The sequence below is a fragment of the Polaromonas sp. CF318 genome (assembly GCF_000282655.1).
In the GTDB taxonomy this organism is placed as follows: Bacteria; Pseudomonadota; Gammaproteobacteria; order Burkholderiales; family Burkholderiaceae_C; genus Polaromonas.
The window spans coordinates 14,346-39,457 of sequence record NZ_AKIV01000137.1; the positions used below are offsets into that span (position 1 = coordinate 14,346).

General features: G+C 62.7%; 24 protein-coding genes. 19 read left to right on the forward strand and 5 right to left on the reverse strand.

The window, feature by feature from the left end; translation table 11 throughout:
• Positions 1–174 precede the first annotated feature (174 nt).
• From PMI15_RS20790 to PMI15_RS20860, 15 genes are all read left to right on the forward strand, one after another.
• Positions 175–1,047, forward strand: coding sequence for an SDR family oxidoreductase (locus PMI15_RS20790; RefSeq protein WP_036840440.1), 873 nt, complete (start codon positions 175–177; stop codon positions 1,045–1,047).
• Complete coding sequence (locus tag PMI15_RS20795; protein WP_007873911.1) at positions 1,040–2,050, forward strand: polysaccharide biosynthesis protein; 1,011 nt, start codon at positions 1,040–1,042, stop codon at positions 2,048–2,050. Before PMI15_RS20790 ends, PMI15_RS20795 begins: the two co-directional genes overlap by 8 nt.
• Positions 2,043–3,167, forward strand: a complete 1,125-nt coding sequence (wecB, locus tag PMI15_RS20800) for a non-hydrolyzing UDP-N-acetylglucosamine 2-epimerase (protein ID WP_007873912.1) — start codon at positions 2,043–2,045, stop codon at positions 3,165–3,167. Before PMI15_RS20795 ends, wecB begins: the two co-directional genes overlap by 8 nt.
• A 77-nt stretch (positions 3,168–3,244) precedes the next feature.
• Positions 3,245–4,564 carry an N-acetyl sugar amidotransferase gene (locus tag PMI15_RS20805; RefSeq protein WP_007873913.1) on the forward strand — a complete coding sequence of 440 codons (1,320 nt, stop codon included), beginning with the start codon at positions 3,245–3,247 and terminating at the stop codon, positions 4,562–4,564.
• Positions 4,557–5,324 (forward strand): imidazole glycerol phosphate synthase subunit HisF, encoded by a 768-nt coding sequence (gene hisF, locus PMI15_RS20810; protein ID WP_036840442.1) that lies wholly within the window; start codon positions 4,557–4,559, stop codon positions 5,322–5,324. Before PMI15_RS20805 ends, hisF begins: the two co-directional genes overlap by 8 nt.
• Positions 5,321–5,968, forward strand: a complete 648-nt coding sequence (gene hisH / locus PMI15_RS20815) for an imidazole glycerol phosphate synthase subunit HisH (RefSeq protein WP_007873915.1) — start codon at positions 5,321–5,323, stop codon at positions 5,966–5,968. The genes hisF and hisH overlap by 4 nt, the downstream gene beginning before the upstream one ends.
• Entirely contained in the window at positions 5,850–7,019 is a 1,170-nt protein-coding gene (locus PMI15_RS20820) for a Gfo/Idh/MocA family protein (RefSeq protein WP_157214697.1), read from the forward strand. The genes hisH and PMI15_RS20820 overlap by 119 nt, the downstream gene beginning before the upstream one ends.
• Positions 7,000–7,734, forward strand: a complete 735-nt coding sequence (locus PMI15_RS20825; protein WP_238541165.1) for a cytidylyltransferase domain-containing protein — start codon at positions 7,000–7,002, stop codon at positions 7,732–7,734. Before PMI15_RS20820 ends, PMI15_RS20825 begins: the two co-directional genes overlap by 20 nt.
• Positions 7,735–7,737: 3 nt before the next feature.
• A complete protein-coding gene (locus PMI15_RS20830; RefSeq protein ID WP_007873918.1) occupies positions 7,738–8,556 on the forward strand; it encodes an SDR family oxidoreductase in 819 nt (272 codons plus the stop codon).
• Between the two features lie 11 nt (positions 8,557–8,567).
• Positions 8,568–9,599, forward strand: a complete 1,032-nt coding sequence (gene neuB / locus PMI15_RS20835; protein WP_036840462.1) for an N-acetylneuraminate synthase — start codon at positions 8,568–8,570, stop codon at positions 9,597–9,599.
• Positions 9,596–10,729, forward strand: coding sequence for a UDP-N-acetylglucosamine 2-epimerase (neuC, locus tag PMI15_RS20840; RefSeq protein WP_007873920.1), 1,134 nt, complete (start codon positions 9,596–9,598; stop codon positions 10,727–10,729). The genes neuB and neuC overlap by 4 nt, the downstream gene beginning before the upstream one ends.
• On the forward strand, positions 10,719–11,351 hold the full coding sequence (locus PMI15_RS20845) for a NeuD/PglB/VioB family sugar acetyltransferase (protein WP_007873921.1): 633 nt from the start codon (positions 10,719–10,721) through the stop codon (positions 11,349–11,351). The genes neuC and PMI15_RS20845 overlap by 11 nt, the downstream gene beginning before the upstream one ends.
• Before the next feature lies 1 nt (position 11,352).
• Positions 11,353–12,819 carry an aminotransferase class I/II-fold pyridoxal phosphate-dependent enzyme gene (locus PMI15_RS20850; protein WP_007873922.1) on the forward strand — a complete coding sequence of 489 codons (1,467 nt, stop codon included), beginning with the start codon at positions 11,353–11,355 and terminating at the stop codon, positions 12,817–12,819.
• Between the two features lie 327 nt (positions 12,820–13,146).
• The gene (locus PMI15_RS20855; protein ID WP_036840467.1) at positions 13,147–13,707 is read left to right on the forward strand and encodes a sugar transferase; all 561 of its coding nucleotides are present in this window, start codon (positions 13,147–13,149) and stop codon (positions 13,705–13,707) included.
• Between the two features lie 30 nt (positions 13,708–13,737).
• On the forward strand, positions 13,738–15,693 hold the full coding sequence (locus PMI15_RS20860; RefSeq protein WP_007873924.1) for a nucleoside-diphosphate sugar epimerase/dehydratase: 1,956 nt from the start codon (positions 13,738–13,740) through the stop codon (positions 15,691–15,693).
• A gap of 21 nt (positions 15,694–15,714) precedes the next feature.
• Here the strand turns inward: PMI15_RS20860 and rfbC are convergent, their stop codons facing one another.
• From rfbC to PMI15_RS20885, 5 genes are all read right to left on the reverse strand, one after another.
• Complete coding sequence (gene rfbC / locus PMI15_RS20865; RefSeq protein WP_007873925.1) at positions 15,715–16,263, reverse strand: dTDP-4-dehydrorhamnose 3,5-epimerase; 549 nt, start codon at positions 16,261–16,263, stop codon at positions 15,715–15,717.
• Positions 16,260–17,147 carry a glucose-1-phosphate thymidylyltransferase RfbA gene (gene rfbA, locus PMI15_RS20870; RefSeq protein WP_007873926.1) on the reverse strand — a complete coding sequence of 296 codons (888 nt, stop codon included), beginning with the start codon at positions 17,145–17,147 and terminating at the stop codon, positions 16,260–16,262. Before rfbA ends, rfbC begins: the two co-directional genes overlap by 4 nt.
• A gap of 10 nt (positions 17,148–17,157) precedes the next feature.
• Positions 17,158–18,054 carry a dTDP-4-dehydrorhamnose reductase gene (gene rfbD, locus PMI15_RS20875; RefSeq protein ID WP_007873927.1) on the reverse strand — a complete coding sequence of 299 codons (897 nt, stop codon included), beginning with the start codon at positions 18,052–18,054 and terminating at the stop codon, positions 17,158–17,160.
• Between the two features lie 6 nt (positions 18,055–18,060).
• The gene (gene rfbB / locus PMI15_RS20880; protein WP_007873928.1) at positions 18,061–19,125 is read right to left on the reverse strand and encodes a dTDP-glucose 4,6-dehydratase; all 1,065 of its coding nucleotides are present in this window, start codon (positions 19,123–19,125) and stop codon (positions 18,061–18,063) included.
• A 108-nt stretch (positions 19,126–19,233) separates the two neighbouring features.
• The gene (locus PMI15_RS20885; protein WP_007873929.1) at positions 19,234–21,219 is read right to left on the reverse strand and encodes an SDR family oxidoreductase; all 1,986 of its coding nucleotides are present in this window, start codon (positions 21,217–21,219) and stop codon (positions 19,234–19,236) included.
• A 214-nt stretch (positions 21,220–21,433) separates the two neighbouring features.
• Here PMI15_RS20885 and PMI15_RS20890 point away from each other — a divergent pair, with 214 nt between their 5' ends.
• The 4 genes from PMI15_RS20890 to PMI15_RS20905 all read left to right on the forward strand — a co-directional run bounded on the left by PMI15_RS20890 (position 21,434) and on the right by PMI15_RS20905 (position 25,009).
• The gene (locus PMI15_RS20890; RefSeq protein WP_007873930.1) at positions 21,434–21,931 is read left to right on the forward strand and encodes a phasin family protein; all 498 of its coding nucleotides are present in this window, start codon (positions 21,434–21,436) and stop codon (positions 21,929–21,931) included.
• Between the two features lie 221 nt (positions 21,932–22,152).
• Entirely contained in the window at positions 22,153–23,415 is a 1,263-nt protein-coding gene (locus PMI15_RS20895) for a patatin-like phospholipase family protein (RefSeq protein ID WP_007873931.1), read from the forward strand.
• A 102-nt stretch (positions 23,416–23,517) separates the two neighbouring features.
• Complete coding sequence (locus PMI15_RS20900; protein ID WP_007873932.1) at positions 23,518–24,177, forward strand: TetR/AcrR family transcriptional regulator; 660 nt, start codon at positions 23,518–23,520, stop codon at positions 24,175–24,177.
• Positions 24,178–24,235: 58 nt separating this feature from the next.
• Complete coding sequence (locus PMI15_RS20905; RefSeq protein ID WP_007873933.1) at positions 24,236–25,009, forward strand: hypothetical protein; 774 nt, start codon at positions 24,236–24,238, stop codon at positions 25,007–25,009.
• Positions 25,010–25,112 lie beyond the last annotated feature (103 nt).

Sequence of the window (25,112 nt, forward strand, 5' to 3'; positions counted from 1 at the left end):
GATCCATATCTGAATTTCAGCTGAAAGCGTGCCACAAGAAGCCAGTCTCCAGGCGCGCGCTCAGTTCAAGGTGTAGTTAAACCCTCGTGGCGCCTCATTTGGATTCCCGTCTTACATGACAGAGCATATTCACCGCCTGCCTCATTTTTTGAGGCGGGAACACCCAATCAATCGATGAGCACAGTACTGATTCTTGGCGCAAGCGGAATGCTGGGTAGCGCCGCCTTGCGGGTTTTCGCAGAGTCCGGCGCGCATCAGGTGGTCGGTGCCATCCGCTCCAATGCCAGCAAGGCCCTGTTCCCGCCGAACCTGCGCAAGCATCTTGTCGTGGGAGGGGACGTTGAAAACCCCGACTCGCTGATCCAGCTGTTCCAGACCGTGCGGCCGCAGGTGGTGATCAACTGCATCGGCCTGATCAAACAACTGTCGCACGCCGGTGATGCGCTCAGCGCCATTCCGGTCAACGCCCTGCTGCCGCATCGCATCGCGCGACTGTGCGAGCTGGCGGGCGCACGGCTGGTGCACATCAGCACCGATTGCGTTTTTTCGGGAAAAAAAGGCGGCTACCTTGAGAGCGATGCGCCCGACGCGGAGGACTTGTACGGCCGCTCCAAGCTGCTGGGTGAAGTGGACTACCCGCACGCGATCACTTTGAGAACCTCCATCATCGGGCACGAGCTGGCCGGCGCCAACGGCCTGATCGGCTGGTTCCTGCAGCAACAGGGCGCATGCAAAGGCTACGATAAGGCGATTTTCTCGGGCCTGCCCACCGTGGAGCTAGCTCGCCTTGTCAGGGACGTCGTTCTGCCGAGAACCGAGCTGCACGGCCTCTACCACGTGGCGTCGTCCCCCATCAATAAATATGAGCTGCTCACCATGGTCGCCACCGCTTACGGAAAAAAAATCGAGATCACCCCGGACTCACGGCTGGTGATCGATCGCTCATTGAATGCGCAGCGTTTCAACGCGGTAACCGGCTACACCCCGCCGCCGTGGCCCGACCTCGTTGAGACAATGCACCGCTACGAGGTATCCCGCGATGTTTGACAACAAAGTCCTCTTGATCACGGGTGGAACCGGGTCTTTCGGCAATACGGTGCTCAAGCGCTTTCTCGCCACGGACGTGAAGGAGATCCGGGTCTTCAGCCGCGACGAGAAAAAGCAGGAGGACATGCGCATCGAGCTCGGCAACGACAAGGTGAAGTTCTACATCGGCGACGTGCGCTCATGCGAAAGCCTCACGCAGGCGATGGTCGGCGTCGACTATGTGTTTCACGCCGCGGCGCTGAAGCAGGTGCCTTCGTGCGAGTTTTACCCAATGGAGGCAGTGCGGACCAACGTGCTGGGCACCGAAAACGTCCTGAACGCCGCTATCGCTTCCGGCGTGAAGCGGGTGGTGGTGCTAAGCACCGACAAGGCGGTATATCCCATCAATGCGATGGGCATCTCCAAAGCCATGGCGGAAAAGCTCATGGTGGCGCGCTCCCGCATGATTCCCGAATCGGGGCCGGTCATTTGCGCCACCCGCTACGGCAATGTGATGGCATCGCGAGGTTCGGTCATACCGCTGTTCGTGAACCAGCTGCGCACCGGCCAGCCGCTGACCTTGACCGACCCGAAGATGACCCGCTTCCTGATGTCGCTCGAGGATTCCGTCGATCTGGTTCTGCACGCGTTTGAACACGCCCAGCAGGGGGATATCTTCATCCAAAAGTCTCCCGCCTCCACCGTCGCGGACCTGGCCCAGGCCTTGCAAGAGCTTTTCGGCCGGCAAGCGCCTGTGAACATCATCGGCACCCGCCATGGCGAAAAACTCTATGAATCCCTGATCTCCAGGGAGGAAATGGCGAAGGCCGAAGACATGGGCCGCTATTACCGCATTCCGGCGGACAACCGCGATCTCAACTACAAAAAATACTTTGTCGAGGGCGAGCAGAACATCTCGGACCTGGACGACTACACCTCGCACAATACCGAGCGGCTTGACGTGCCGCAGATCAAATCCGTGCTCCTGAAGCTCAGCTACATCCAGGAGATGCTTGGTGCTTAAAGTCATGACGCTGGTCGGCACCCGGCCCGAATTGATCAAGATGAGCCGAGTCATCGCCGAGCTCGACAAGCAGGTCACGCATGTGCTGGTGCATTCGGGACAGAACTACGACTACGAGCTGAACCAGGTCTTCTTCGATGAGCTGGGCATCCGAAAACCTGACCATTTTCTCGAAGCAACCGGTGAGACGCCGGCGCAGATGATCTCGGAAATCATCGCCAAGGCGGACGCCGTCTTCGCCGCGGAAAAGCCCGACGCGCTGCTTTTGTACGGCGACACCAATACCTGCCTGGCCGTGATCGCCGCCAAGCGCCGGAAGATCCCGGTGTTCCACATGGAAGCGGGTAACCGCTGTTTCGATCAGCGGGTACCGGAGGAGCTCAATCGCAAGGTGCTCGACCACCTGAGCGATATCAACCTGGTGCTGACCGAACACGCCCGCAGGTATCTGCTGGCGGAGGGCATTCGCCCTGAAACCATCATCAAGACCGGCTCCCATATGGAAGAGGTGCTGGCGCACTACATGCCCGGCATCCTGGCGTCCACCGTGCTGGCACGCGAAAGCCTCACGAAGAACCAGTTTTTCGTTGTGAGCGCGCACCGCGAGGAGAACGTCGACACGGCGGAAAACCTCGTCGACTTTCTGGACACCTTGCATGCGATCGCTGATGCCTACCAATACCCGGTTATCGTCTCAACCCATCCGCGTACGCGCAAGCGGCTTGAAGCCCTGGGGAAATCCCTTGAGCATCCCTTGATCCGGTTTTCCAAGCCATTCGGCCTGCTCGATTACATCCACCTGCAGATGGCGGCTTTCTGCGTCCTCTCGGACAGCGGGACGATTACCGAGGAAGCCTCCTTGCTGAATCTGCCGGCAATTACAATCCGGAACGCTCACGAGCGCCCTGAAGGCATGGACGAGGGCACACTGGTCATGAGCGGGCTGAAGAAGGACCGCGTGCTGGACGCGATTCGCGTTGTGACGAGCCAGCACGACCGCGAAAACCGCGTGATGGCGGTAGTTCCCGATTACCAGGGTGGAGCGGTGTCCAAGCAGGTTGTCAGGATTGTGCTCAGCTATACCGACTATGTGAATCGGACGGTGTGGTCCCGGTAAACGCAGCCCCTTGGAACTGCCCCTTCCGTCTGCGCCAGCAAAGCAAGCAAGAATTAAATTTTCAAATTGAGAGAACCATGGAAAAAATTCCTTACCCCAAAGATATCGTCAAAGCGGACTTTACCGGTGAACATGGTCACCTCAAGGCGAAATACGGACTGCCCGAGGACGTCGAGTTTTGCGTGAAATGCGTGATCTCCAACCAGCGCCCCAATTCGGCGGTCGAATACAGCCACACCAAAGATTCGAAGAAAAAAACCATTAACTTCGACGAGCATGGTGTTTGCGACGCATGCAACTTCGCGGAAAAAAAGAAGGCCACCATAGACTGGGAAGAGCGGGAGCGCAACCTGGTTGAACTGTGCAATCGCCATCGCAGCACCGACGGCAGCTACGACTGCATCGTGCCGGGCTCAGGGGGCAAGGACAGTTTTTACGCCTCGCACATCCTGCGCACCAAATACGGCATGCACCCCCTGACGGTCACCTGGGCGCCGCACGTTTACACCGACTGGGGATGGAAAAACTTTCAAAGCTGGATCCACGCGGGCCATGACAACCTGCTGATGACGCCCAATGGCCGCGTACACCGGCTGCTGACCCGCCTGGCGGTGGACAACCTGTTCCACCCGTTTCAGGCGTTCATGTTCGGCCAGAAGGCGCTCGCGCCGAAAATGGCATTGCTGCACAAGATTCCGCTGGTGTTCTACGGTGAAAACGAAGCGGAGTACGGCAACCCGATCGGCGATACCGAAACGGCCAAGCGCGACTGGTCTTACTTCACCGCAGCAGACCAATCGAAGGTCAGCCTGGGCGGCGTCAGCGTGCCGGACTTGAAGCAGCACTTCGGGGTGGAGCACCAGGACTTGCTGCCTTACCTGCCGGCCGACCCTAACCAGATCGAAGAGCAGAAAATCGAAGTGCACTACCTGGGCTACTACCTCAAATGGCATCCCCAGAGCTGCTACTACTATGCGGTCGAGCACGGCGGCTTCGAAGCTTCCCCCGAGCGCACTCCCGGTACCTACAGCAAATACAACAGCATCGACGATCGCATCGACGATTTCCACTATTACACGACCGGCGTGAAGTTCGGCCTGGGCCGCGCCACCTATGATGCCGCCCAGGAAATCCGCTCGGGTGACATCACACGCGAAGAAGGGGTCGCGTTGGTCAAGCGCTTCGACCACGAATTTCCGGAGCGGTTTGCCGATGAAATATTCCGCTATCTCAGCATCCCGTCCAAGGAATTTGGGGAAGCCGCCAGCGCGATGTTTGAGCAGCCCGTGCTGGACAGGGAGTACTTCATGAAACTGGCGGACACCTTCCGCTCGCCCCATCTGTGGAAATGGGAAGACGGGCAGTGGAAACTACGGCATGCGGTGTGGCATGGGTAATGTACGCCTGATTCCCCGCCTGGACATCAAGGGCCCCAACCTGATCAAAGGGATCCGGCTGGAAGGCCTGCGGGTGATGGGCGACCCGCAGGAATTCGCATTGCGTTACTACGAAGCCGGCGCCGACGAGCTCGTCTACATGGACATCGTGGCCAGCTTATACGGGCGCAACAATCTCAGCGACATCATTCGCCGCGCCGCGGACCAGGTCTACATTCCGATCACGGTCGGTGGTGGCATCCGCTCCGTGGACGACGCCCGCCACATTCTGCGCTCGGGCGCCGACAAGGTCGCCATCAATACCGCCGCCGTAGCCGACCCCAGCTTGATCACCAAGGTATCGCGCCGCTTCGGCTCGCAGGCCATGGTGCTCTCGATCGAGGCGAAGCTGACCGCCCCCGGCAAGTGGGAGGCCTACACCGACAACGGCCGCGAGCGTACCGGCCTCGATGTCATTGAATGGGCGCGCAAGGGTGTGGAACTCGGCGCCGGCGAGATTCTGCTGACCTCCGTGGACCGCGAAGGAACGCGCAAGGGCTTCGAAGTCGACCTGATACGCCAGATCAGCCAGGCCGTTCCCATTCCTGTGATTGCCAGCGGCGGGATGGGAACAGTCGAGCACCTGATCGATGCGGCCAAGTCGGGAGGAGCGGATGCGGTGGCCATGGCCGACGTGCTGCACTACAAGAGGCTGGCGCTGCCGGACATCCGCGCCGCCGCGCTGAAGGCGGGCCTGAACGTAAGGGATGTTCAAGCATGACCGTCAAAATCACCATCGCCGACTATGGCGTGGGCAATTTGCTCAACGTGGCCCGGGCATTCCAGCACTGCGGTGCCGATGTGCACGTCACCGAAAACCCCGGGGAAATCGCCGGCGCGGAGCGCCTGGTGGTGCCGGGAGTGGGGGCATTCGAGGACAGCATCAACGAACTGACGCGACGCGGCTTCGCCGATGAAATCAAACGTTATGCGGAATCGGCACGCCCGCTGTTCGGGATTTGCGTCGGCATGCAGATGCTGTTTGACGTGAGCGAGGAGTTCGGCGAGCACAAGGGACTGGGCATATTGCCCGGCAGGGTCAAGGCAGTGCCCAACACCACAACCTCCGGCGAGATGCAACGCGTGCCGCATATCGGCTGGGGCCATCTGGTCCACCCCGAAACCGGCCGGACCTGGCAGGGCACGTTTCTTCAGTCGTTCGAGGCAGCCCGCCCCGCCGTGTACTTTGTCCACTCGTTTGCGGCCCACCCCGAACGCGACGGCGACCGGCTCGCCGACTGCCTGTATGGCGGGCACCGCATTTGCGCGGCGGTCAAACGCGACAACATCGTCGCCACCCAGTTTCATCCTGAACGAAGCGGTGAAATCGGACTGGCCATGGTGCGCAGCTTTCTTGCCCTTTGATATGCCTGCGGCGCGCTCATCACTCGCCGGTGCTTGCGAAAAATACCTGATTGTCAGCCTTGGCAGCATAGGCCGGCGCCACCTGGCCAACCTGAGGAAGCTCTGCCCGGACGCCCGGATTGGCGTACTGCGGCTGCACGCCACCGACACCGGTGCCGCAGTCCCGACGGGCGCCGACCATCAATTTTTCTCCCTTTCGGAAGCCTTGGCGTTCGCGCCGTCGGCGGCCATTGTTGCGGGGCCTGCGTCAACCCACGTCGACGTCGCGACGGCGCTGGCCGCCGCCGGAATCGCCCTGCTGGTTGAAAAACCCATTGCCCATACAAGCGCAGGCCTGGCCTCCTTGCTGGCCACCAGCTCTCAGGCGAACATACCGCTGATGGTCGGCTACAACCTGCGCTTTCTGCCCTCCCTGGTGGAATGCAAAAAACTGCTCGATGCCGGCGCGATCGGCCGGGTTCGCGGCGTACGCGCGGAGGTCGGCCAATACCTTCCGGACTGGCGGCCGGGAACGCGCTACCAGGAAAACGTCTCCGCCCGGCGCGAGCTCGGCGGTGGCGCGCTGCTGGAGCTCAGCCACGAAATCGATTACCTGTACTGGATGTTCGGCATGCCCTCGCGTGTCAGCGCACGCGGCGGCCGCTACAGCGAACTGGAAATCGATGTGGAGGACATGGTCGAGCTTTGCCTGGAATACGAGGACCCCGCCCGTCTGGTCAACATCCACCTGGATTTCCTGCAGCGGTCGCCAGCCCGCAGCTGCAAGTTCATCGGTGACCAAGGCACCCTGGTCTGGAACGGCATCACCGACAAGATCGATGTGTACTCCGTCGCCGAAGGCGCCTGGCGACACATCGACAGCCATGCGCAAGCGGACCGCAACGGAATGTACCTCGCCGAACTGCGCCACTTCCTGGACTGCGCACGCCGCCGGGAGCCGGCCCTGTGCGACGGCGTGCAGGGATATGATGTGCTGGCGATTGTGGAAGCGGCCAGGGCGTCGATGGCGCATGGCGCGGCTGTCGCCGTCCATGGATATGCAGGAACCTGAATTGCGCACAATAGCTTTCATCTTCGCCCGCGGCGGCTCCAAGGGTGTTCCCGGCAAGAACATCAAGATGCTCGACGGGAAACCGCTGATTGCTCATTCGATCGCGGTCGCGCGCGCATGTGCAAGCATAGAGACGGTGATCGTCTCCACCGACGACGCGGCCATTGCCGCCGTTGCCCGGGAGTATGGCGCCGAAGTGCCGTTCATCAGGCCGGCGGAACTCGCGGCCGACTCAAGCCCCGAATGGCTGGCCTGGCGCCATGCGATTGAATGGGTGCAAAAGGAAAGGGGCGCTTTTGACCTGTTCGTCAGCCTGCCGGCCACATCGCCCTTTCGAAACCGGCAGGACGTTGAATCATGCATTCAAGCACTGGCGGAAGATCCGGCCGCCGACATCGTGATCACGGTCAAGGACGCTGATCGCAGCCCTTACTTCAATATGGTGGTACTCGACCCCGAGGGATATGCCGGACTGGTCATCCCACCCAAGGCAAGCATTACTCGCCGGCAAGACGCGCCGGTGGTTTACGACATCACGACAGTCGCCTATGCCGCAAGGCCTTCATTCATCCTGAAAGCCAACGGGATTTTTGAAGGACGCATCAAAACAGTGAAAGTGCCGCCTGAACGGGCATTGGACATCGACACACCCTACGATTTCATGCTGGCCGAGGCCATTGCAAAAGTCAGGGCTTCGCAAACCGGGAATGTTTAGACCATGGAAGAAGAAGAATCTCGCTCGATATCGACCATGATGGACCTGTCGGGCCGCGTCGCCGTCATTACCGGGGGCGCGGGCCACCTGGGCCAGGCCATGGCGTCGGCCCTGTCCGAACTGGGCTGCTCGGTATGCCTGCTGGACCGCAATGCCGAGACGCTGGCAAAAGCCGCGGACCGGCTACGCGCAAAATGGAACCGGCCCGTCGAACAATTGCTGATCGACCTTGAATCAGAAGACGAGCGGAAAAACGTTCCGGCATGGGTGTCCCGGACATTCGGACGCGCCGACATACTGGTCAACAACGCCGGTTTTGTGGGCGACAGCACGTTGACCGGCTGGGTCGTTCCCTTCGAAGAGCAGGAGATCGGCACATGGCGCCGCGCGGTGGAGGTCAACCTCACCGCCGCATTCCATCTTTCGCAACTGCTCTCCCCCCTGCTGAAAACCAGCGGCAAGGGCTCCATCATCAACGTGAGCTCCATCTATGGGGTTGTGGGGCCGGACCTGGCCCTGTACGAGGGGACCACCATGGGTAACCCAGCGGCCTACGCCGCCAGCAAAGGCGGGCTTGTCCAGATCACGCGCTGGCTTTCCACGGTGCTGGCCCCGGACATCCGGGTGAACTGCATCAGCCCCGGCGGAATCGCGCGAAACCAGCCGGAAGCATTCCAGGAGCGTTATGTCGAGCGAACGCCGATGCGCCGCATGGGCCATGAAGAAGACTTCAAGGGAGCGGCCGCTTATTTCGCGAGCGACCTTTCGGCGTGGGTGACAGGACAAAACCTGATGGTCGACGGCGGGTGGACAGCATGGTGAATATTTCCCCCATGAAAACTTTCATCATTGCGGAAGCGGGCGTCAACCACAACGGTGACCCCAAACTGGCCATGGAGCTGGTGGACACCGCGGCGCGCTGCGGGGCCGATGCCGTCAAGTTCCAGAGCTTCTCGGCGGACAAGCTCGTCGCGCCCGGTGCCGAAAAGGCCGAGTACCAGAAGCGGGAAACCGGGGACGGCAACCAGTATGCCATGCTGAAGGCGCTGGAGATGTCGGAGGAATTGCACCGCAAGCTTTTCTCCCGCTGCGCCGAGGTGGGCATCGAATTCATGTCCACGCCTTTTGACGAGGCGGCCGCCGACTTCCTGCTGGCATTGGGCATGAAGCGCATCAAGGTTCCCTCCGGCGAAATCACCAACGAGCCTTTCCTGGCTTTTCTGGCCGCCAAGGGCGTGCCGCTGATTGTCTCCACCGGCATGGCGTCCATGGATGAAATCCGGCGTGCGGTCGAGGTGATTGAAGCCACGCGTAAAAGCAACGGGTTCAATGAGCCGCTGGCGAGCATGCTGACGATACTGCACTGTACGTCCAACTACCCGGCCGAATGCAGCGACGTGAACCTGCGCGCCATGCAAAGCATCGCCCGCGACGTGGCGGTGCCGGTCGGCTATTCCGACCACACACTCGGGTTGGCGGTTTCCACGGCGGCGGTGGCCATGGGCGCGACGGTCATTGAAAAGCATTTCACGCTGGACCGTTCCATGCCTGGGCCCGATCACAAGGCATCCCTCTCGCCCGAGGAGCTTGGACAACTAGTCAGGCAGATCCGGGATGTCGAGGCCGCCCTGGGCTCCCCGGTCAAACAACCTACCGCCTCGGAGCTGCCGGTTCGCGCACTGGTGCGGCGCAGCGTCACCGCGGCCAGGCCCATACGCGCCGGCCAGGCCATCACCGCCGCGGACCTGGTCTTGCTGCGGCCCGGCACCGGCATCCCGCCGGGCGACCTTCCAAAGGTGCTCGGCAAGCAGGCCGCGCATGACATCGACGCGGGGGCCACGCTTGGCTGGCCGGACCTGCGATGAAGCGCAAGGTTTGCTACATCACGGGCACCCGGGCCGACTTTGGCCTGATGCGCGGCACCCTGACAGCGCTCCGTGATTCTGAGGCGCTGGAACTGTCCATCGTTGTCACCGGCATGCACCTGTCGGACAAATATGGCAGCACTGCCGACGATATCAAAGCCGCGGGCTTGCCGGTCAATGCCCTTGTCGATGTCGACCTCGCGAGTGCGACCGGCGCCACCATGGCTAGAAACCTCGGGAAAATGGTGACCGGCTTCGTCGACGCGTTCCTGGATATCGAACCGGACCTGGTGCTGGTTCTGGGTGACCGGGGTGAGATGCTCGCGGGCGCCCTCTCGGCCGTCCACCTGAACATTCCCGTGGTGCACATTCACGGAGGCGAGCGATCCGGCACCATCGACGAATCCATACGCCATGCGATTTCCAAGCTCTCGCACTTCCACTTTGTGTCGACCAGCGAATCGCGCGACCGGCTGGTGCGGATGGGAGAGCAGGCCGCCAACGTGTACCTGACCGGCGCGCCGGGATTGGACGGCATAGAGGCCCTGGCGCTTCATAGCCGGGAAAAGCTTTTGCGGGATGCGAGGCTCGACCCAACCCGGCCAGTAGCCTTGATGGTGTACCACCCCGTCGTGCAGGAAACGGAAAATGCCGGCACCGGGACCACCGGGATCATCGACACCTTGCTGGCGCGCGGGCTCCAGCTGGTGGCCTTGAAGCCGAACTCGGACGCCGGCAGCGACCAGATTCGCGCGGCCCTTGAAGCGCACGCGGCGCATGGCGACGTCCGGGTCGTGACGCATTTCCCCCGGGAACTGTTTGTTTCATGGATGGCCGCGGCCGACCTCATGATAGGCAACTCAAGCGCGGGCATTATCGAGGCGGCCTCGTTCGGCACGCCCGTTGTCAACATCGGATCGCGGCAGAACCTGCGTGAACGCAACGCAAATGTCACGGATGTTGCCGTTGACCCGGCGGCCATCGGGCAGGCCGTGGAGCAAGCCCTGGCGCACGGCCGCTACGACCGCCACAACATTTACGGTGACGGCCACAGCGTTGAACGCATCGCCCGGCTGATTGAGACCCTTCCACTCGACCCATCGGTGATGATGAAATCGAATGCCTACTAAATTGCTCTACCTGATAGGCGCCGGCGGGCACGCAAAGGTCGTGCTGGACACGCTGCTGTCGTGCGATGCCCTGGCTTACGACGTCCGCGTGCGGGATGGCGCGCAACAGCTGCAGGGGCAGCAGCTTCTGGGATACCCGATCGAGGTGCCGGCGATCGCCGAGGAGATGCAAGGCCAGCCCTTTCACCTCGCCATCGGAAGCGGCCAGGCGCGCCGGCGGCTATTCGCCGCGCTGCTCGACATGAAGTCGCTCCCGCTGTCCATTGTTCATCCGGCATCCAGCGTTTCGCGCTTCGCGCGCATCGGGGACGGCTCATTCCTGGCGGCACACTCCGTGGTCGCCGCGGCCGCCTCACTCGGTCACAGCGTTATCATCAACCACGGCGCGGTCGTGGATCACGACTGCGTCGTGGGCGACTTCTCGCATATCGCGCCCAACGCGGCGCTCAGTGGCGGCGTCGTGGTGGGCTCGGGCGTGCTGATCGGCGCGGGTGCCAAAGTACTGCCAGGCATCTCCATCGGCGATGGCGCGGTGGTGGGCGCGGGCGCGGTGGTCACTGCGAACGTCAATGCGGGTGAAACATGGGTCGGAGTTCCGGCCCGGAATACGGCTAGGAGCTGAGGTGACGAATATCCAGAATGTGTCGATCACGCGTGATGCCAAGCTGCGTCAAGCCTTGTCAATCCTCGACCAGGCCGGCCTGGGCATCTTGCTGCTGACCGACAGGAACGGCCTGTTTGAGCGGACCGTCACCGACGGCGACTTGCGCCGCCTGGTGCTTGCCGGCACACAGCTGGAGGACACGATAGCTTCGCTGCCATCGATCCAGTCGCAAGTCATCAATACGCGGGCCTCGAGGCGCGAAGCACTCGACCTGATGAACCGCCATGCCATCAACCACCTCCCCGTGGTGGACGATTCAGGCAGGGTCGTCGAAATACTGGATCGCAAGGTGATCGACGAGCAGATCCTGCTTTCAACGCCCCACATGGGAAGCGCCGAAAGGGAGTTTGTCGAAGAAGCCTTTCGCACCAACTGGATTGCACCGCTGGGGCCCAATGTAGACGGGTTTGAGCAGGAGCTGGCCGAACTGGTCGGCGTCAAGTACGCGGCTGCGCTGTCCTCGGGGACCGCGGCGATCCACCTCGGCCTCATCCTGCTGGGAGTGCAAAAGGGCGACAGGGTTTTCTGCTCCACACTGACTTTCTCGGCAAGCGCCAACCCCATCGTCTACCAGGGCGCGGAGCCAGTCTTCATCGACTCCGATGAGGAGAGCTGGAACATGTCCCCGGCGGCGCTTGAGAGCGCCTTTAACACGGCAAAGCGCGAAGGCTGGATGCCGAAGGCAGTCATCGTCGTGAACCTGTACGGCCAAAGCGCCGACATGGACCGCCTGATCGGCATTTGCAATGCGCACAACGTGCCCGTACTCGAGGATGCGGCCGAATCGCTGGGCGCACGCTACAAAGGCAAGGCCAGCGGCAGTTTCGGCAAGCTCGGCGTCTATTCATTCAACGGGAACAAGATCATCACCACCTCGGGGGGCGGCATGCTGGTCTCCGACGACAGGGACCTCATCGCGAAGGCCCGCTTCCTGGCCACACAGGCCCGTGACCCCGCGCCCCATTATCAACACAGCCAGATCGGCTACAACTACCGCATGAGCAATATTCTTGCGGGCGTCGGGCGCGGGCAGCTCAAGGTGCTGGGCGAGCGCGTTGCGGCGCGCCGCGCGGTCTTCGAGACCTACAAGAGCGCTTTTTCAGGTGTTTCCGAAATCCAGTGGATGCCGGAGCCGGAGTGGAGCTACTCGACCCACTGGCTGACCGCCTGTGTCATCGACCCCGCCGTCGGCATCAACAGCCAGGAGCTCACCAAACGCCTGGCCGGGGAGCTGATTGAAGCGCGCCCCCTGTGGAAGCCCATGCACCTGCAACCGGTTTTCTCCCGCTGCCGTTACTTCCCGGAACCGGAAAAATCAGTTTCGGACCGCCTGTTTGAGCACGGCATATGCCTGCCTTCGGGCTCGAACATGAGTGAATCGCAAATTGCACGCATCGTCGCGACGGTCCGAAATATCTTGCGCTGAACCTGCGATTCATACTTTTGTGCTCTGCCCCCCCCGGTGACGGTTGCGGGTACCAGCCTCACCGGGGATACGCATAGCCCCAACCGCTGTGGATCGAGGCGCTTGCGGCATTGGGAGCCGGCCGCAAGGGGCTGCAAGCGCAACCGGCGGAAAAGCATTGCTGCAGGACTTTTCGCCGATAATCCCTCAGCTGCTTCGTGGGCAGGTGCGCAAGGCACCGGCCCGGATATTCGAGGCGCGAGGAGTATTTAACGCCCGAAGGCCCGCTGACGGGGGATGAGCACTCATCGAAAAACGGCTTCGTGCGGAACTTTTTGGATGTTTTTCTTGAAGCGAGTGTTTGACCTGGCGTTTGCCATATTTCTGGCTTGTATTCTGGCCTTGCCGATTCTGGTGGTGGCGGCTCTTGTTCGCCTGACATCGCCCGGGCCGGCGCTCTATTGGTCCGATCGTGTCGGCCGTCACAACAGGATTTTCCGGATGCCCAAGTTCCGCAGCATGCGCGTGGGTACGCCGGCTGTTGCCACGCACCTGCTGACCAATCCGCAAGCGCATTTGACCCCGATAGGCCCTTTCCTGCGCAAAAGCAGTCTTGATGAGCTTCCGCAGCTCTGGAGCATTTTGGCCGGCGACATGAGCTTTGTCGGCCCGCGGCCGGCCTTGTTCAACCAGACCGACCTCATCGCACTGCGCACCGAGAAAGGCATAGACGCCTTGGTGCCCGGGCTCACGGGCTGGGCGCAGATCAACGGCCGCGACGAGCTGCCGATACCCGAGAAAGTGGCTCTGGATGCCGAATACCTGCAGCGCCGGTCGCTGTGGCTCGACGTTCGCATACTGTGGTTAACCGCCGTGAAAGTGCTTCGCCGCGAAGGTGTTTCGCACTGACGGTGCCATCCCTATTTTGTATCAGCCCTCATGATAAAAAATAAACTTCTGAGCCAGCCGCGGCGCGTCAAGCAAATCGTTGTGCTATTGGCCGACGCGATGATGGGCGTCGTTGCGGTATGGGCCGCCTACTCCCTGCGCCTGGACACCTGGCACTGGCCCTACAGCCTGCACCAATGGTGGCCCTATGCGCTGGCGCCGCTCCTGGCGGCGCCGATTTTCTGGCGCAATGGCCTGTACCGGGCGGTGTTCCGCCACAGCGACATGGCCGCAATGCGCGCCCTGGCGGTCGCCGTGTCCTTGTATGCCGTGCTGTTCTTCGGCGTGCTGATGATAGCGGGATGGCCGGACGTGCCGCGCTCCATCGGGCTCCTGCAGCCCCTGATCCTGATGGTCATGGTGGGTGGAAGCCGCGCCGCGGCGCGGCAGTGGCTCAGCAGCCTTTCCGCCGGCCAGCGCCGCAGCACGCCCGTCAGCAACCTGCTGATCTATGGCGCGGGATCCGCCGGCGTTCAGATCGCCAATGCCATCGCCACTTCGCACGAATTCAAGCTGCTCGGATTTGTGGACGACAGCCCCTCGCTGCAGGGACTGACCATCAATCGCGTGCCGGTTTATGCGCCGGCAAATCTGAAGGCCATTGTGAGTGACCATGGCATCACCGACATACTGCTGGCCCTGCCATCCATCACCCGCACTCGCCGCAACGAGATCCTGAACGAGCTGCAGCCCTTGCCGGTGCACGTCCGCTCCCTTCCGGGCCTGACCGATCTGGCCCACGGCCGCGTAGCGCTGGCGGACATCAAGGATCTGGACGTTGAAGATTTGCTGGGACGGGACGCGGTGCCGCCGGATCGCGCCTTGCTGGCTCGCAACCTGTTCGGCAAAGTCGTGCTCGTCACGGGTGCGGCAGGCAGCATCGGCAGCGAGTTGTGCCGCCAGATCCTGCAGGAAAAACCCGCGCGGCTGATTCTTGTCGAACACAGCGAGTTCGGGCTTTACAGCATCCACCAGGAACTCCAGCACTTGTGCCAGCGCATCGCGGACCGCGAGGGCGCCACCATAGAACTGGCGCCCTTGCTGGCCAACGTCCGCGACTACGGCCGCATGCTCGAAATCTGCCGGGCCTACCAGCCGCACACCGTCTACCACGCGGCCGCCTACAAGCATGTGCCGCTCGTCGAGCACAACCCCGCCGAAGGGGTCGCCAACAACGTGCTGGGCACGCTCAATGCGGCGCGTGCAGCGATAGAGACCGGTGTCAGCCACTTTGTCCTCGTATCCACCGACAAAGCCGTGCGTCCCACCAACGTCATGGGCGCCAGCAAACGCCTCGCCGAAATGGTGCTGCAAGCGCTCTCGGCAACGCCGGCCCCGAGTTTCGGCCCTGAGGCCCCTGCCGTCGGCAACCGCACGCGGTTTGCCATGGTCCGCTTCGGCAATGTCCTGGGCAGCAGCGGCAGCGTTGTGCCGCTGTTCCGGCGGCAGATCGAGGCTGGCGGCCCCATCACCCTGACGCACGCCGAGGTGACCCGCTATTTCATGACCATCCCGGAAGCCGCCCAGTTGGTGCTGCAGGCAGGCGCCATGGCCGAGGGCGGTGAGGTCTATGTGCTGGACATGGGCCAGCCGGTGCGCATCATCGACCTGGCCCGCCGGATGGTGAAGCTCTCGGGCTTCACGGTGCGCGACGAAAACCGCCCCGACGGCGACATCGCCATCGAGGTCACCGGCCTGCGTCCCGGCGAAAAACTGTATGAAGAGCTGCTGATCGGCGACAACCCCGTCGCCACGCTTCATCCCCGCATCCTGAAAGCGCATGAAGAGTTCGTGCCCTGGGCGGATTTCCGGGAAGACCTGGAGCTGCTCAAGCAGGCCGTGAAAGCCAACGATACCGCCACCTTGCGGACACTGCTGCTCAAACACGTCAGCGGGTTCACGCCCGACGCCCAGGACAGCGACCTCGTCGGCCTGGCGAGCGTTTAAGAAGCTGTTCGGTTTCGCGCCTCAGGGCGCGGACACCGCCGCTTTAAACCTCAGGCCCGCGGCGTCCTTGCCCGAGAGCAAGGGTGAACCGCCCTCCAGAGGCCAGGCGATCCCCAGCGTGGGATCGTTCCACACAATGCAGCGCTCCTGCTCGGGTGCGTAGTAGTCGGTTGTCTTGTATAAAAATTCCGCGCTGTCGCTCAACACCAGGAAGCCGTGCGCAAGGCCGGGCGGCACCCAAAGCTGCCGGTGATTCTCCTCACTGAGCTCCAGGCCGAACCATTGGCCAAAACTCGGCGATGCCGGGCGGATATCGACAGCCACATCAAAAACCGCACCCCGCACCACACGGACCAGCTTGCCCTGCGGCTGCCCCAGCTGGTAGTGCAGGCCGCGAAGCACGTTTTTCGCCGACCGGCTGTGGTTGTCCTGGACAAAATTGAAATCAGTACCGGTCGCGGCATTGAACGCGCGCTGGTTGAAGCTTTCCAGGAAAAAACCTCGCGGGTCACCGAAAACCTTGGGTTCGATGATCAGCACATCGGCAATGGGCGTGGACGTGACTTTCATGAACGGCCGTTCTCTTTCAGCAGGCTCTGCAGGTATTGGCCGTAGCCGCTTTTGGCGAGCGGCTCCGCGAGTTTCTGCAGCTGGGCGTCATCAATAAACCCGTTGCGCCAGGCAATTTCCTCGGGGCAAGCGATCTTAAGCCCCTGGCGATGCTCCAGGGTCGCGATGAACTGGCTGGCGTCCAGCAGGCTGTCGTGGGTGCCGGTGTCCAGCCAGGCATAGCCGCGCTGCATGATTTGCACCTTCAATTGGCCCTGCTCCAGGTAACGCTGGTTGACCGTGGTGATTTCAAGCTCACCGCGGGCGCTGGGCTTGATAGCCTTGGCGATCTCGACGACCTGGGCATCATAAAAATACAGGCCCGTGACGGCGTAATTGCTTTTTGGCGTTTCCGGTTTTTCTTCAATGCTGCGGGCCCGTCCGGTGGCGTCAAACGCCACCACGCCGTAGCGCTCGGGATCCTTCACGTGATAGGCAAACACCGTCGCCCCCGACGTTTCGGCATCCGCTTCACCGAGCAGCCTGTGCAGGTCATGGCCGTAAAAGATGTTGTCGCCCAGCACCAATGCGCTGGGCGCACCGTTCAGGAATTTCTCCCCGATGATGAAGGCCTGGGCCAGCCCGTCGGGGCTGGGCTGCACGGCGTATTGAAGATTCATGCCCCACTGCGATCCGTCCCCCAGAAGCTGCTGGAAGCGCGGCGTGTCCTGCGGCGTGCTGATGATCAGCACCTCGCGGATGCCGGCGATCATCAGCGTGCTGAGCGGGTAATACACCATGGGCTTGTCATAGACCGGCAGCAATTGCTTGCTGATGGCCAATGTGGCCGGATGCAGGCGGGTGCCGGAGCCGCCGGCCAGGATGATGCCTTTGCGTTGAGTCATATGGATGTCATCAGGTAATTTCCGCCAGCATGCGGGCCACGCCCTGCTGCCATGCCGGAAGCTGCAAGCCAAAGGCGCCGCGAAGTTTGCTGGTGTTCAAACGCGAATTATGCGGGCGCACGGCCGGCGTCGGAAAGGCCGATGTGGCGACAGGGTCCACGGCGTCCGGTGAGACCCTGAGCGCCTTGCCGCTGTTAGCGGCGCATTCGACGACAAAGCGCGCATAACCGTGCCATGAAGTCTCGCCCGCGGCCGCCACGTGGTAGGTGCCCGCAAAACCAGCCGCGGAACCGGCCAGCGCGCTGCGCAGCATGTGGGCCGTGACGTCGGCCAGCAGGTCGGCCCCCGTAGGCGCGCCGAACTGGTCGCTCACGACCGTCAGGCGCTCGCGCTCGGCGGCCAGGCGCAGCATGGTTTTGGCGAAGTTGCCGCCCCGCGCCGCATAGACCCAGCTGGTGCGCAAAATCAGGTGCCGGCCACACCGGGCCGCGATGCGCTGCTCGCCTTCGAGCTTGGTGCGGCCGTAGACGCTGAGCGGGCCGGTCGGGTCGGTTTCTTCCCAGGGCTTGCTGCCGCTGCCGTCAAACACATAGTCGGTTGAATAATGCAGCAGCCATGCGCCGGCGGCGCCGGCCGCCTCGGCCAGCACGCCGGGGGCTTCGGCATTGACGATGCGCGCGTTGCCCGCATCGCTTTCGGCCTTGTCGACCGCGGTGTAGGCGGCGGCATTGACGATGGCGTCAGGCCGCACCCGGCGCACCGTCTCGCGGATGCCGTCCAGGTTGGCGAGGTCGCCGCAGAAATCCGTGCTGTGGCGGTCCAGCGCGACCAGTTCGCCGAGCGGTGCCAGGCTGCGCTGCAGCTCCCAGCCGACCTGGCCGCTCTTGCCGAAAAGCAGTACCTTCATGCGCGTTCAAGCCGCGGCCGTGGCGTACTGGGCCTCGACCCAGTCGCGGTAGGCGCCGCTTTGCACGTGCGTGACCCACTCGGGGTTGTCCAGGTACCACTGCACGGTCTTGCGGATGCCGGTTTCAAAGGTGTCGGCGGGCTTCCAGCCCAGCTCCCGCATCATCTTGCCGGCATCGATCGCGTAGCGGCGGTCATGGCCGGGCCGGTCCTTGATGAAGGCCACCTGTTCACGGTAGCTGCCGCCGGCGCGAGGGCGCAGCTCGTCGAGCAGGGCGCACACCGCGTGGACGATCTCGATATTCGGCTTCTCGTTGTTGCCGCCTATGTTGTAGGTCTCGCCGGGTTTGCCGGCTTCGAGCACACGGCGTATGCCGCTGCAGTGGTCCTTGACGTACAGCCAGTCGCGCACCTGCTGGCCGTCGCCGTAAACCGGCAGGGGCTTGCCGGCGAGGGCGTTGACGATCATGAGCGGGATCAGTTTTTCGGGGAAATGGTAGGGGCCGTAATTGTTGGAGCAGTTGGTGGTGAGCACCGGCAGGCCGTAGGTGTGGTGGTAGGCCCGGGTCAGGTGGTCGCTCGCCGCCTTGCTGGCCGAATAGGGGCTGTTCGGCTCGTAGCGGTTGGTTTCGCTGAAAGCGGGGTCGGCCGGCTGCAGCGAACCGTACACCTCGTCCGTGGACACCTGCAGGAAGCGGAAGGCGGCTTTTTCGCCGGCCGGCAGGTCCGACCAGTAGCGGCGCGCGGCCTCCAGCAAGCGAAAAGTGCCGACGATGTTGGTCTGTATGAAAGCTTCCGGGTCCGAGATGGACCGGTCCACATGCGACTCGGCCGCAAAATGCACGACGGCGCGCGGCTTGTGCCTGGCCAGCAGGTCCGCGACCAGGGCGCTGTCGCCGATGTCGCCCCGGACAAAAATATGCCGCGGGTCGCCCTTCAGGGGCGCCAGGGTTTCCATATTGCCGGCGTAAGTGAGCTTGTCCAGGTTGACGACCGGCTCGTCGCTGCCCGCCAGCCAGTCAAGAACAAAATTGGCGCCGATAAACCCGGCTCCCCCTGTAACCAAAATCATGAGCTCACCCTTCCATGCGCCGCTGCAGTGCGGCACCGGCACACATTATGCCCCTGGCCTGCGGGCGACAAGGCCGGAAAAGGCGGCCGGCGGCCGCCGCGGCCCCGGCTAGAAGTGGATGCCGCGCATCATCTGCTGCATGGCCACGGCCTCGGCGGACAGCTGCGGCTTGGCGCCCTTCTCGCCCTTGGCGGCCGAGGAATCGGGGAACATGCGGAAGCTGGTGTTCATGGCGATCTGGGCGATGCGCGGCACCAGCGCGTGCAGCAGCTGGCCGGTGATGCCCAGGCGCGTGGCGACACGCACCGGCTTGAAGATGCAGGCCTGCGCGATCATGTCGGCGGCTTCCTCGGGGGACAGTGTCGGCACGTTGTTGTACAGGTTGGTCGGCGCGATCATGGGCGTGCGCACCAGCGGCATGTTGATGGTGGTGAAGCTGATACCGACATCGGCGAACTCGCTCGAGGCGCAGCGCGTCCAGGCGTCCAGCGCGGCCTTGGAGGCCACATAGGCCGAAAAGCGCGGCGCGTTGGTCAGCACACCGATGGAGCTGATGTTGACCACATGGCCCTTGCGTTTGGCCGCCATCCCCGGCAGCAGCCCCATGGTCACGCGCAGGCAGCCGAAGTAATTGAGCTGCATGGTGCGCTCATAGTCGTGGAAGCGGTCGTAGCTGGCCTCGATCGCGCGGCGTATGGAGCGGCCGGCGTTGTTGATCAGGAAGTCGACGCCGCCGTGGTTGGCGATGAGCAGCTTGAGGAAGCGGTCGCAGTCGGCCATGTCGGCGATGTCCGCCGGGTAGGCCACGAACTGGTAACCCTTGGCCTTGGCCTCCTTGCAGGCCTCGTCGAGCTTGTCCTGGTCGCGCCCGCAGATGATGGTGGTCGCGCCGGCTTCGGCGAACTTGTGCGCCGCGGCCAGTCCTATGCCGGATGAGCCGCCGGTGACCAGCACCACCTTGCCGCCCACCGTGCCGCGCAGCGAGCGGTCGATGTGCAGGTCGGGGTCCAGGTGGCGCTCCCAGTAGTCCCACAGGCGCCAGGCGTAGTCCTTGAGGTTGGGGCATTCAATGCCGGCGCCCTTGAGCACGGCCATGGTTTCGCGGCAGTCAAAGCGCGTCGGGTAGTTGACGAAAGTCAGCATGTCCTCGGGCAGGCCCAGGTCGGCCATGACCGCATTGCGCACGCGCCGCACCGGCGCCAGCGCCATCAGGCTTTTCTTCACGCCGCGCGGTATGAAACCCAGCAGGGCGGCGTTCACGAAGAGGTTCATCTTGGGGGCGTGGGCCGCGCGGCTGAAGATGTCCAGTACGTCGCCGACGCGGTAGCCCACGGGGTCCACCAGGTGGAAGCACTTCTTGGCGATGCCGGTCTTGTGGCTGATGTGGTCCAGCGCGTCAACGACGAAGTCGACGGGCACGATGTTGATGCGCCCGCCTTCCAGCCCCACGGCCGGCATCCAGGGCGGCAGCAGCTGGCGCATGCGCTGGATCAGCTTGAAGAAGTAGTAGGGGCCGTCTATCTTGTCCATCTCGCCGGTGGTGCTGTCGCCGACCACCATGGCGGGGCGAAACACCGTCCAGGGCACCTTGCATTCCTTGCGCACGATTTTTTCGCTCTCGTGCTTGGTCATGAAGTAGGGATGGTCGTAGTTCTCGGCCTCCTCGAACATGTCCTCGCGGAACACGCCTTCATAGAGGCCGGCCGCGGCGATGGAGCTCACATGGTGAAAGTGCCCGGCGTCTATGGCCTTGGCGAACTCCACCGCGCTGCGCGTGCCTTCGATGTTGACGGCGATCTGGCTTTGCTCGTCGGCGCCCAGGTCATAGACGGCGGCCAGATGGTAAAAGTGCCCGACCTGGCCCTTGAGCTTTTTGATGTCCTCGCTGCTCACGCCCAGCTTCTTGCTCGTCAGGTCGCCGTGGATGGCGACAGCCCGCGCGGCGCTCACGCCCCAGTACTCCCTCAGCGCCGCGACCTTGCCGGCGCTTTCCTGGCGGATCAGGAAATGAACGGTCGTGCCTTTTCGTTCCAGAAGTTTTTTGACCAGGCGTTTGCCGATGAAGCCTGTGGCCCCTGTGACGAAATAATGCATGTTGTGTTTTCTCCGCTGAACTGTCGATCAAAAAACTGATTCTTGCTTAAACCGCATGACTCCCTATTCAGCAGAAACCCGCGCTCAGCGGCGCGGGGCCCGCTTTTCCATAGAGCGGGGCACCTAAACACCGCCGCGGGGAAGGCTTATATTTTCCAGTCTATGCGGCATACTGTCCGCGCCAATCCACAACCCTCACTGTCTGGAGTCCATCATGGTCAAGAAACTGCAAAAAATGAGCGCCGACAAAAAATCCGGCCCCCAGCTTTCGGGCGCCGTCAAAGAGTCCGCACAGCAAATCTGGCTGGCCGGCCTGGGCGCATTCTCCAAGGCACAGGAAGAAGGCGGCAAAGTGTTTGAAACCCTGGTCAAGGAAGGCCTGTCCATCCAGCGCAAGACCCAGGCCGTCGCCGAAGAGAAGATCTCCGAAGCCACCAACAAGATGGCCACCATGGCCACCGATATCCAGTCCAAAGCCGGCCACCAGTGGGACAAACTGGAAACCATCTTCGAAGACCGCGTCGCCAAGGCCCTGAACAAGCTCGGCGTGCCTTCCGCCAAGGATGTGGACGCGTTGATCGCACGCATTGACGAACTCAACCGCAACGTGCAAAAACTCAGCGGCAAGGCCCCCGCTGCCAAGACCGCCGCCAAGCCGGCCGCGAAAAAGGCCCCGGCCGCCAAGCGCCCGGCCGCGCGCAAGTCGGCCTAAGCACGGCGAGCTTCATAAAAAGGGACGCACCGTCCCTTTTTTTTCGCCTGTGCGTTTTGCTGCAAAGCAGCAAATATTGCCGGGGCCGCCGTCTACACTTTCTTCTCATGACCTCAGCCAAGCGTTCAAAAAGCAAGCCGTCCAACAGCCAGCCGCGCATTGCATTGGCCCTCGCCGGCGGCGGTCGTCTAGCTGCTGCGCAGCATGCCGACACGGCAAAAATGACGAAACGGGCCGCCACCGGGCCGCGCATTGCCTTGGCCCTCGCCGGCGGCGGCCCGTTGGGGGCCATCTACGAGATAGGCGCGCTCTGCGCCCTCGATGAATCCCTGCAAGGCATCTCTTTCACCGAACTGCACCACTACGTGGGCGTCTCGGCCGGCGGTTTTATCGCGGCGGGCTTGGCCAACGGCATGACGCCGCGCGAACTCTGCGCGGCCTTTATCGAAAACGACGACAAGGCCTCGGAGGTGTTCGACCCGGCCTGGCTGATGGTGCCGGCCTACGGCGAACTCCTGCGGCGCGGCATCACGCTGCCCGGCCTGGCCGCGTCGGCCGCATGGCGCGCCACCTTCGGGCGCAAATCTTTCGTCCATGCGCTGGAAGCGCTGGGGCCAGCCTTGCCCACCGGCATTTTTGCCAACGATGAAGTCGACACCCAGCTCGAAAAACTGTTTTCCAAGCCTGGGCGCACCAATGACTTTCGCGAGCTCCGCACCCGCCTGACCCTGGTGGCGACCAACCTGGACAGCGGCGACGCCGCGCCCTTTGGCCGTCCCGGCTGGGACCACGTGCCGATTTCCAGGGCCGTCCAGGCCAGTTCGGCCCTGCCCGGCCTGTTCCCGCCGGTGGAGATCGACAACCATTACTACGTGGACGGCGCCCTCAAGAAGACCATGCACGCCGGTGTGGCCATGGACGAGGGCGTGGACCTGATGTTCTGCCTGAACCCGCTGGTGCCCTTCAACTCCACGCGCGCGCCCCAGCTGGCCATGGACCAACGCGTCATGCGCCGCGGCCTGCCGCCCGAAAAACAGGCCATCCCGCGCATCGTCAGCGGCGGCCTGCCCGCGGTCATGAGCCAGACCTTCCGTTCCATGATCCATTCGCGGCTGGAGCTGGGCATGAAGCACTACGAGCACGCTTACCCCGACACCGACATCGTGCTGCTGGAGCCCGACCACCGCGACGCCGAGATGTTCCTGGCCAACACCTTCAGCTACCGGCAGCGCCGCGAACTGGCCGAGCACGCCTACCAGAAGACCCGGCAGATGCTGCGCTCGCGCAAGACCACGCTGTCGGCCAAGCTCGCGCGGCACGGCGTGAGCCTGAAGCTGGACGTCCTGGAGGACCCCAAGCGCCACCTGGTGGCCCCAAGGCCGGCCGCCACCCGCGTGGGCCGCGCCATCGCCTCGCTGGAGGAGGTGATGGAGGATTTAAGCCATGCGCTGCAATCGCCTTCCCGCAGGGCGCTGGCGGCGTAACCCAAAGGTTCTCTATCGGCGGATCAAGGTTTTGCGGACTTCCCTAGTTTCGCGCCGGCAGGCGCTGGGTTAGAGTTAAAGAACAATACAAGGTAGACAACTATGGCGAAAAAAGCGCCGCGCCGTACAGCAGAGCGGATCCTGGAGGTCACCCTGGACCTCTTCAACCGCTTTGGCGAGCCCAATGTGTCGACCACGCTGATCTCCGCCGAGCTCAACATCAGCCCCGGCAACCTCTACTACCACTACCCCGCCAAAGACGAGCTCATCAACTCGCTGTTCGACCGCTACGAAAAATCCCTGAGCGAGCTGCTCAACGCCAGCGACGGCGTGCGCGACGTGGAGGACGCCTGGTTCTTCATGCACACGCTGTTCGAGCTGATCTGGCAGTACCGCTTCCTGTACCGCGACCTCAACGACCTGCTCAGCAAGAACCGCCGGCTGGAAACCCACTTCCAGTGGGTGCTCAAGAACAAGACACGCGCCGTCAAGGGCCTGCTCGACGGCATGAGCCGCGCCGGCGCCATGACCATCGATTCGCGCGAGGTCGAGGCCACGGCCACCAGCATGGTGGTGGTGCTCACCTACTGGCTCAGTTTCGAGTACGTGCGCGACCCGCGCAACGCGCTGGAACCCGGCAACGCCCAGGCCGCGCTGCTGCGCGGCGCGCACCACGTGCTCAATTTGCTGATTCCCTACCTGGAGCAAAGCCAGCGCGCGCACCTGCAGGCCCTGGTCGGCGCTTACAGCAACCCGGCTTGAGTTCCCTCAAACCGCCCTCATCCATAACACAACAATTTTTACCAAGGAGACAAGACACATGGCCAAATGGACTGCCTTTCCCCATGCCGGCGACTACGCATTCGATGCCGCCAGCCTGAAAAAGAGCTGGGCCCGCCTGCACCTGGGCGACTGCGAACCCCTGCCCAAGAACGCCGATGTGCTGCAGGCCTGGGTGCTGTTCCACAACGGTGAATTCCAAAAGGCGTCTGACGCGGGCCTGAAAGCCGGCGGCGACGGCATCACGGTGGCCAACAAGGCCGCCAGCATGTACGCCACCTACCTCGAGACCAAGGAAAAAACCAAACTCGACCTCTTCATGGAAGTCGCCGCCCGCGCCGAGGCCCAGCAAAAAGACGACCCGAAAAACGCCAACGCCTGGTACTGGCAGGCTTATGCACTGGGCCGCTACAGCCAGGGCATCAGCGTGGCCAAGGCCCTGGCCCAAGGCCTGGGCACCAAGGTAAAAAACGCACTGGAGCAGGCCATCAAGCTCTCGCCCAAACACGCCGACGCCCACATCGCGCTGGCCGCCTTCCACGCCGAGGTCATCGACAAGGTCGGCTCGCTGATAGGCGGCATGACCTACGGCGCCAAGAAAGACGTGGGCCTGTCGCTCTACAAGGACGCCCTGAAACTGCACCCCGGCTCGGCCATCGGCATGATCGAGTACGCCAACGGCATGGTCATGCTCGAAGGCGACAAGAAGATGAAAGAGGCCACCAAGCTTTATGAGCAGGCGGCGGCCAGCAAGCCGCTGGATGCAACGGAACGGTTGGATGTGGAGATGGCCAAGGCGGAGTTGGAAGATTAGCTTGGCCGGTCTTGCGCCGGCGGCGCGCCCCTTGCTGAGGCTTGCTGGCCGGGGGTTGCCCGGCGGCAACTCACTTTTCTTTTGCTTCGCCAAAAGAAAAGTA

Excerpts from the sequence above, each read along its gene's own strand:
- PMI15_RS20790 (WP_036840440.1), top strand. The coding sequence starts at position 175 with ATGAGCACAGTACTGATTCTTGGCGCAAGCGGAATGCTGGGTAGCGCC.
- PMI15_RS20795 (WP_007873911.1), top strand. The coding sequence starts at position 1,040 with ATGTTTGACAACAAAGTCCTCTTGATCACGGGTGGAACCGGGTCTTTC.
- PMI15_RS20805 (WP_007873913.1), top strand. The coding sequence starts at position 3,245 with ATGGAAAAAATTCCTTACCCCAAAGATATCGTCAAAGCGGACTTTACC.
- hisF (WP_036840442.1), top strand. The coding sequence starts at position 4,557 with ATGGGTAATGTACGCCTGATTCCCCGCCTGGACATCAAGGGCCCCAAC.
- hisH (WP_007873915.1), top strand. The coding sequence starts at position 5,321 with ATGACCGTCAAAATCACCATCGCCGACTATGGCGTGGGCAATTTGCTC.
- PMI15_RS20820 (WP_157214697.1), top strand. The coding sequence starts at position 5,850 with ATGGCGGGCACCGCATTTGCGCGGCGGTCAAACGCGACAACATCGTCG.
- PMI15_RS20825 (WP_238541165.1), top strand. The coding sequence starts at position 7,000 with ATGGATATGCAGGAACCTGAATTGCGCACAATAGCTTTCATCTTCGCC.
- PMI15_RS20830 (WP_007873918.1), top strand. The coding sequence starts at position 7,738 with ATGGAAGAAGAAGAATCTCGCTCGATATCGACCATGATGGACCTGTCG.
- neuB (WP_036840462.1), top strand. The coding sequence starts at position 8,568 with ATGAAAACTTTCATCATTGCGGAAGCGGGCGTCAACCACAACGGTGAC.
- neuC (WP_007873920.1), top strand. The coding sequence starts at position 9,596 with ATGAAGCGCAAGGTTTGCTACATCACGGGCACCCGGGCCGACTTTGGC.
- PMI15_RS20845 (WP_007873921.1), top strand. The coding sequence starts at position 10,719 with ATGCCTACTAAATTGCTCTACCTGATAGGCGCCGGCGGGCACGCAAAG.
- PMI15_RS20860 (WP_007873924.1), top strand. The coding sequence starts at position 13,738 with ATGATAAAAAATAAACTTCTGAGCCAGCCGCGGCGCGTCAAGCAAATC.
- rfbC (WP_007873925.1), bottom strand. The coding sequence starts at position 16,263 with ATGAAAGTCACGTCCACGCCCATTGCCGATGTGCTGATCATCGAACCC.
- rfbA (WP_007873926.1), bottom strand. The coding sequence starts at position 17,147 with ATGACTCAACGCAAAGGCATCATCCTGGCCGGCGGCTCCGGCACCCGC.
- rfbD (WP_007873927.1), bottom strand. The coding sequence starts at position 18,054 with ATGAAGGTACTGCTTTTCGGCAAGAGCGGCCAGGTCGGCTGGGAGCTG.
- rfbB (WP_007873928.1), bottom strand. The coding sequence starts at position 19,125 with ATGATTTTGGTTACAGGGGGAGCCGGGTTTATCGGCGCCAATTTTGTT.
- PMI15_RS20885 (WP_007873929.1), bottom strand. The coding sequence starts at position 21,219 with ATGCATTATTTCGTCACAGGGGCCACAGGCTTCATCGGCAAACGCCTG.
- PMI15_RS20890 (WP_007873930.1), top strand. The coding sequence starts at position 21,434 with ATGGTCAAGAAACTGCAAAAAATGAGCGCCGACAAAAAATCCGGCCCC.
- PMI15_RS20895 (WP_007873931.1), top strand. The coding sequence starts at position 22,153 with ATGACGAAACGGGCCGCCACCGGGCCGCGCATTGCCTTGGCCCTCGCC.
- PMI15_RS20900 (WP_007873932.1), top strand. The coding sequence starts at position 23,518 with ATGGCGAAAAAAGCGCCGCGCCGTACAGCAGAGCGGATCCTGGAGGTC.
- PMI15_RS20905 (WP_007873933.1), top strand. The coding sequence starts at position 24,236 with ATGGCCAAATGGACTGCCTTTCCCCATGCCGGCGACTACGCATTCGAT.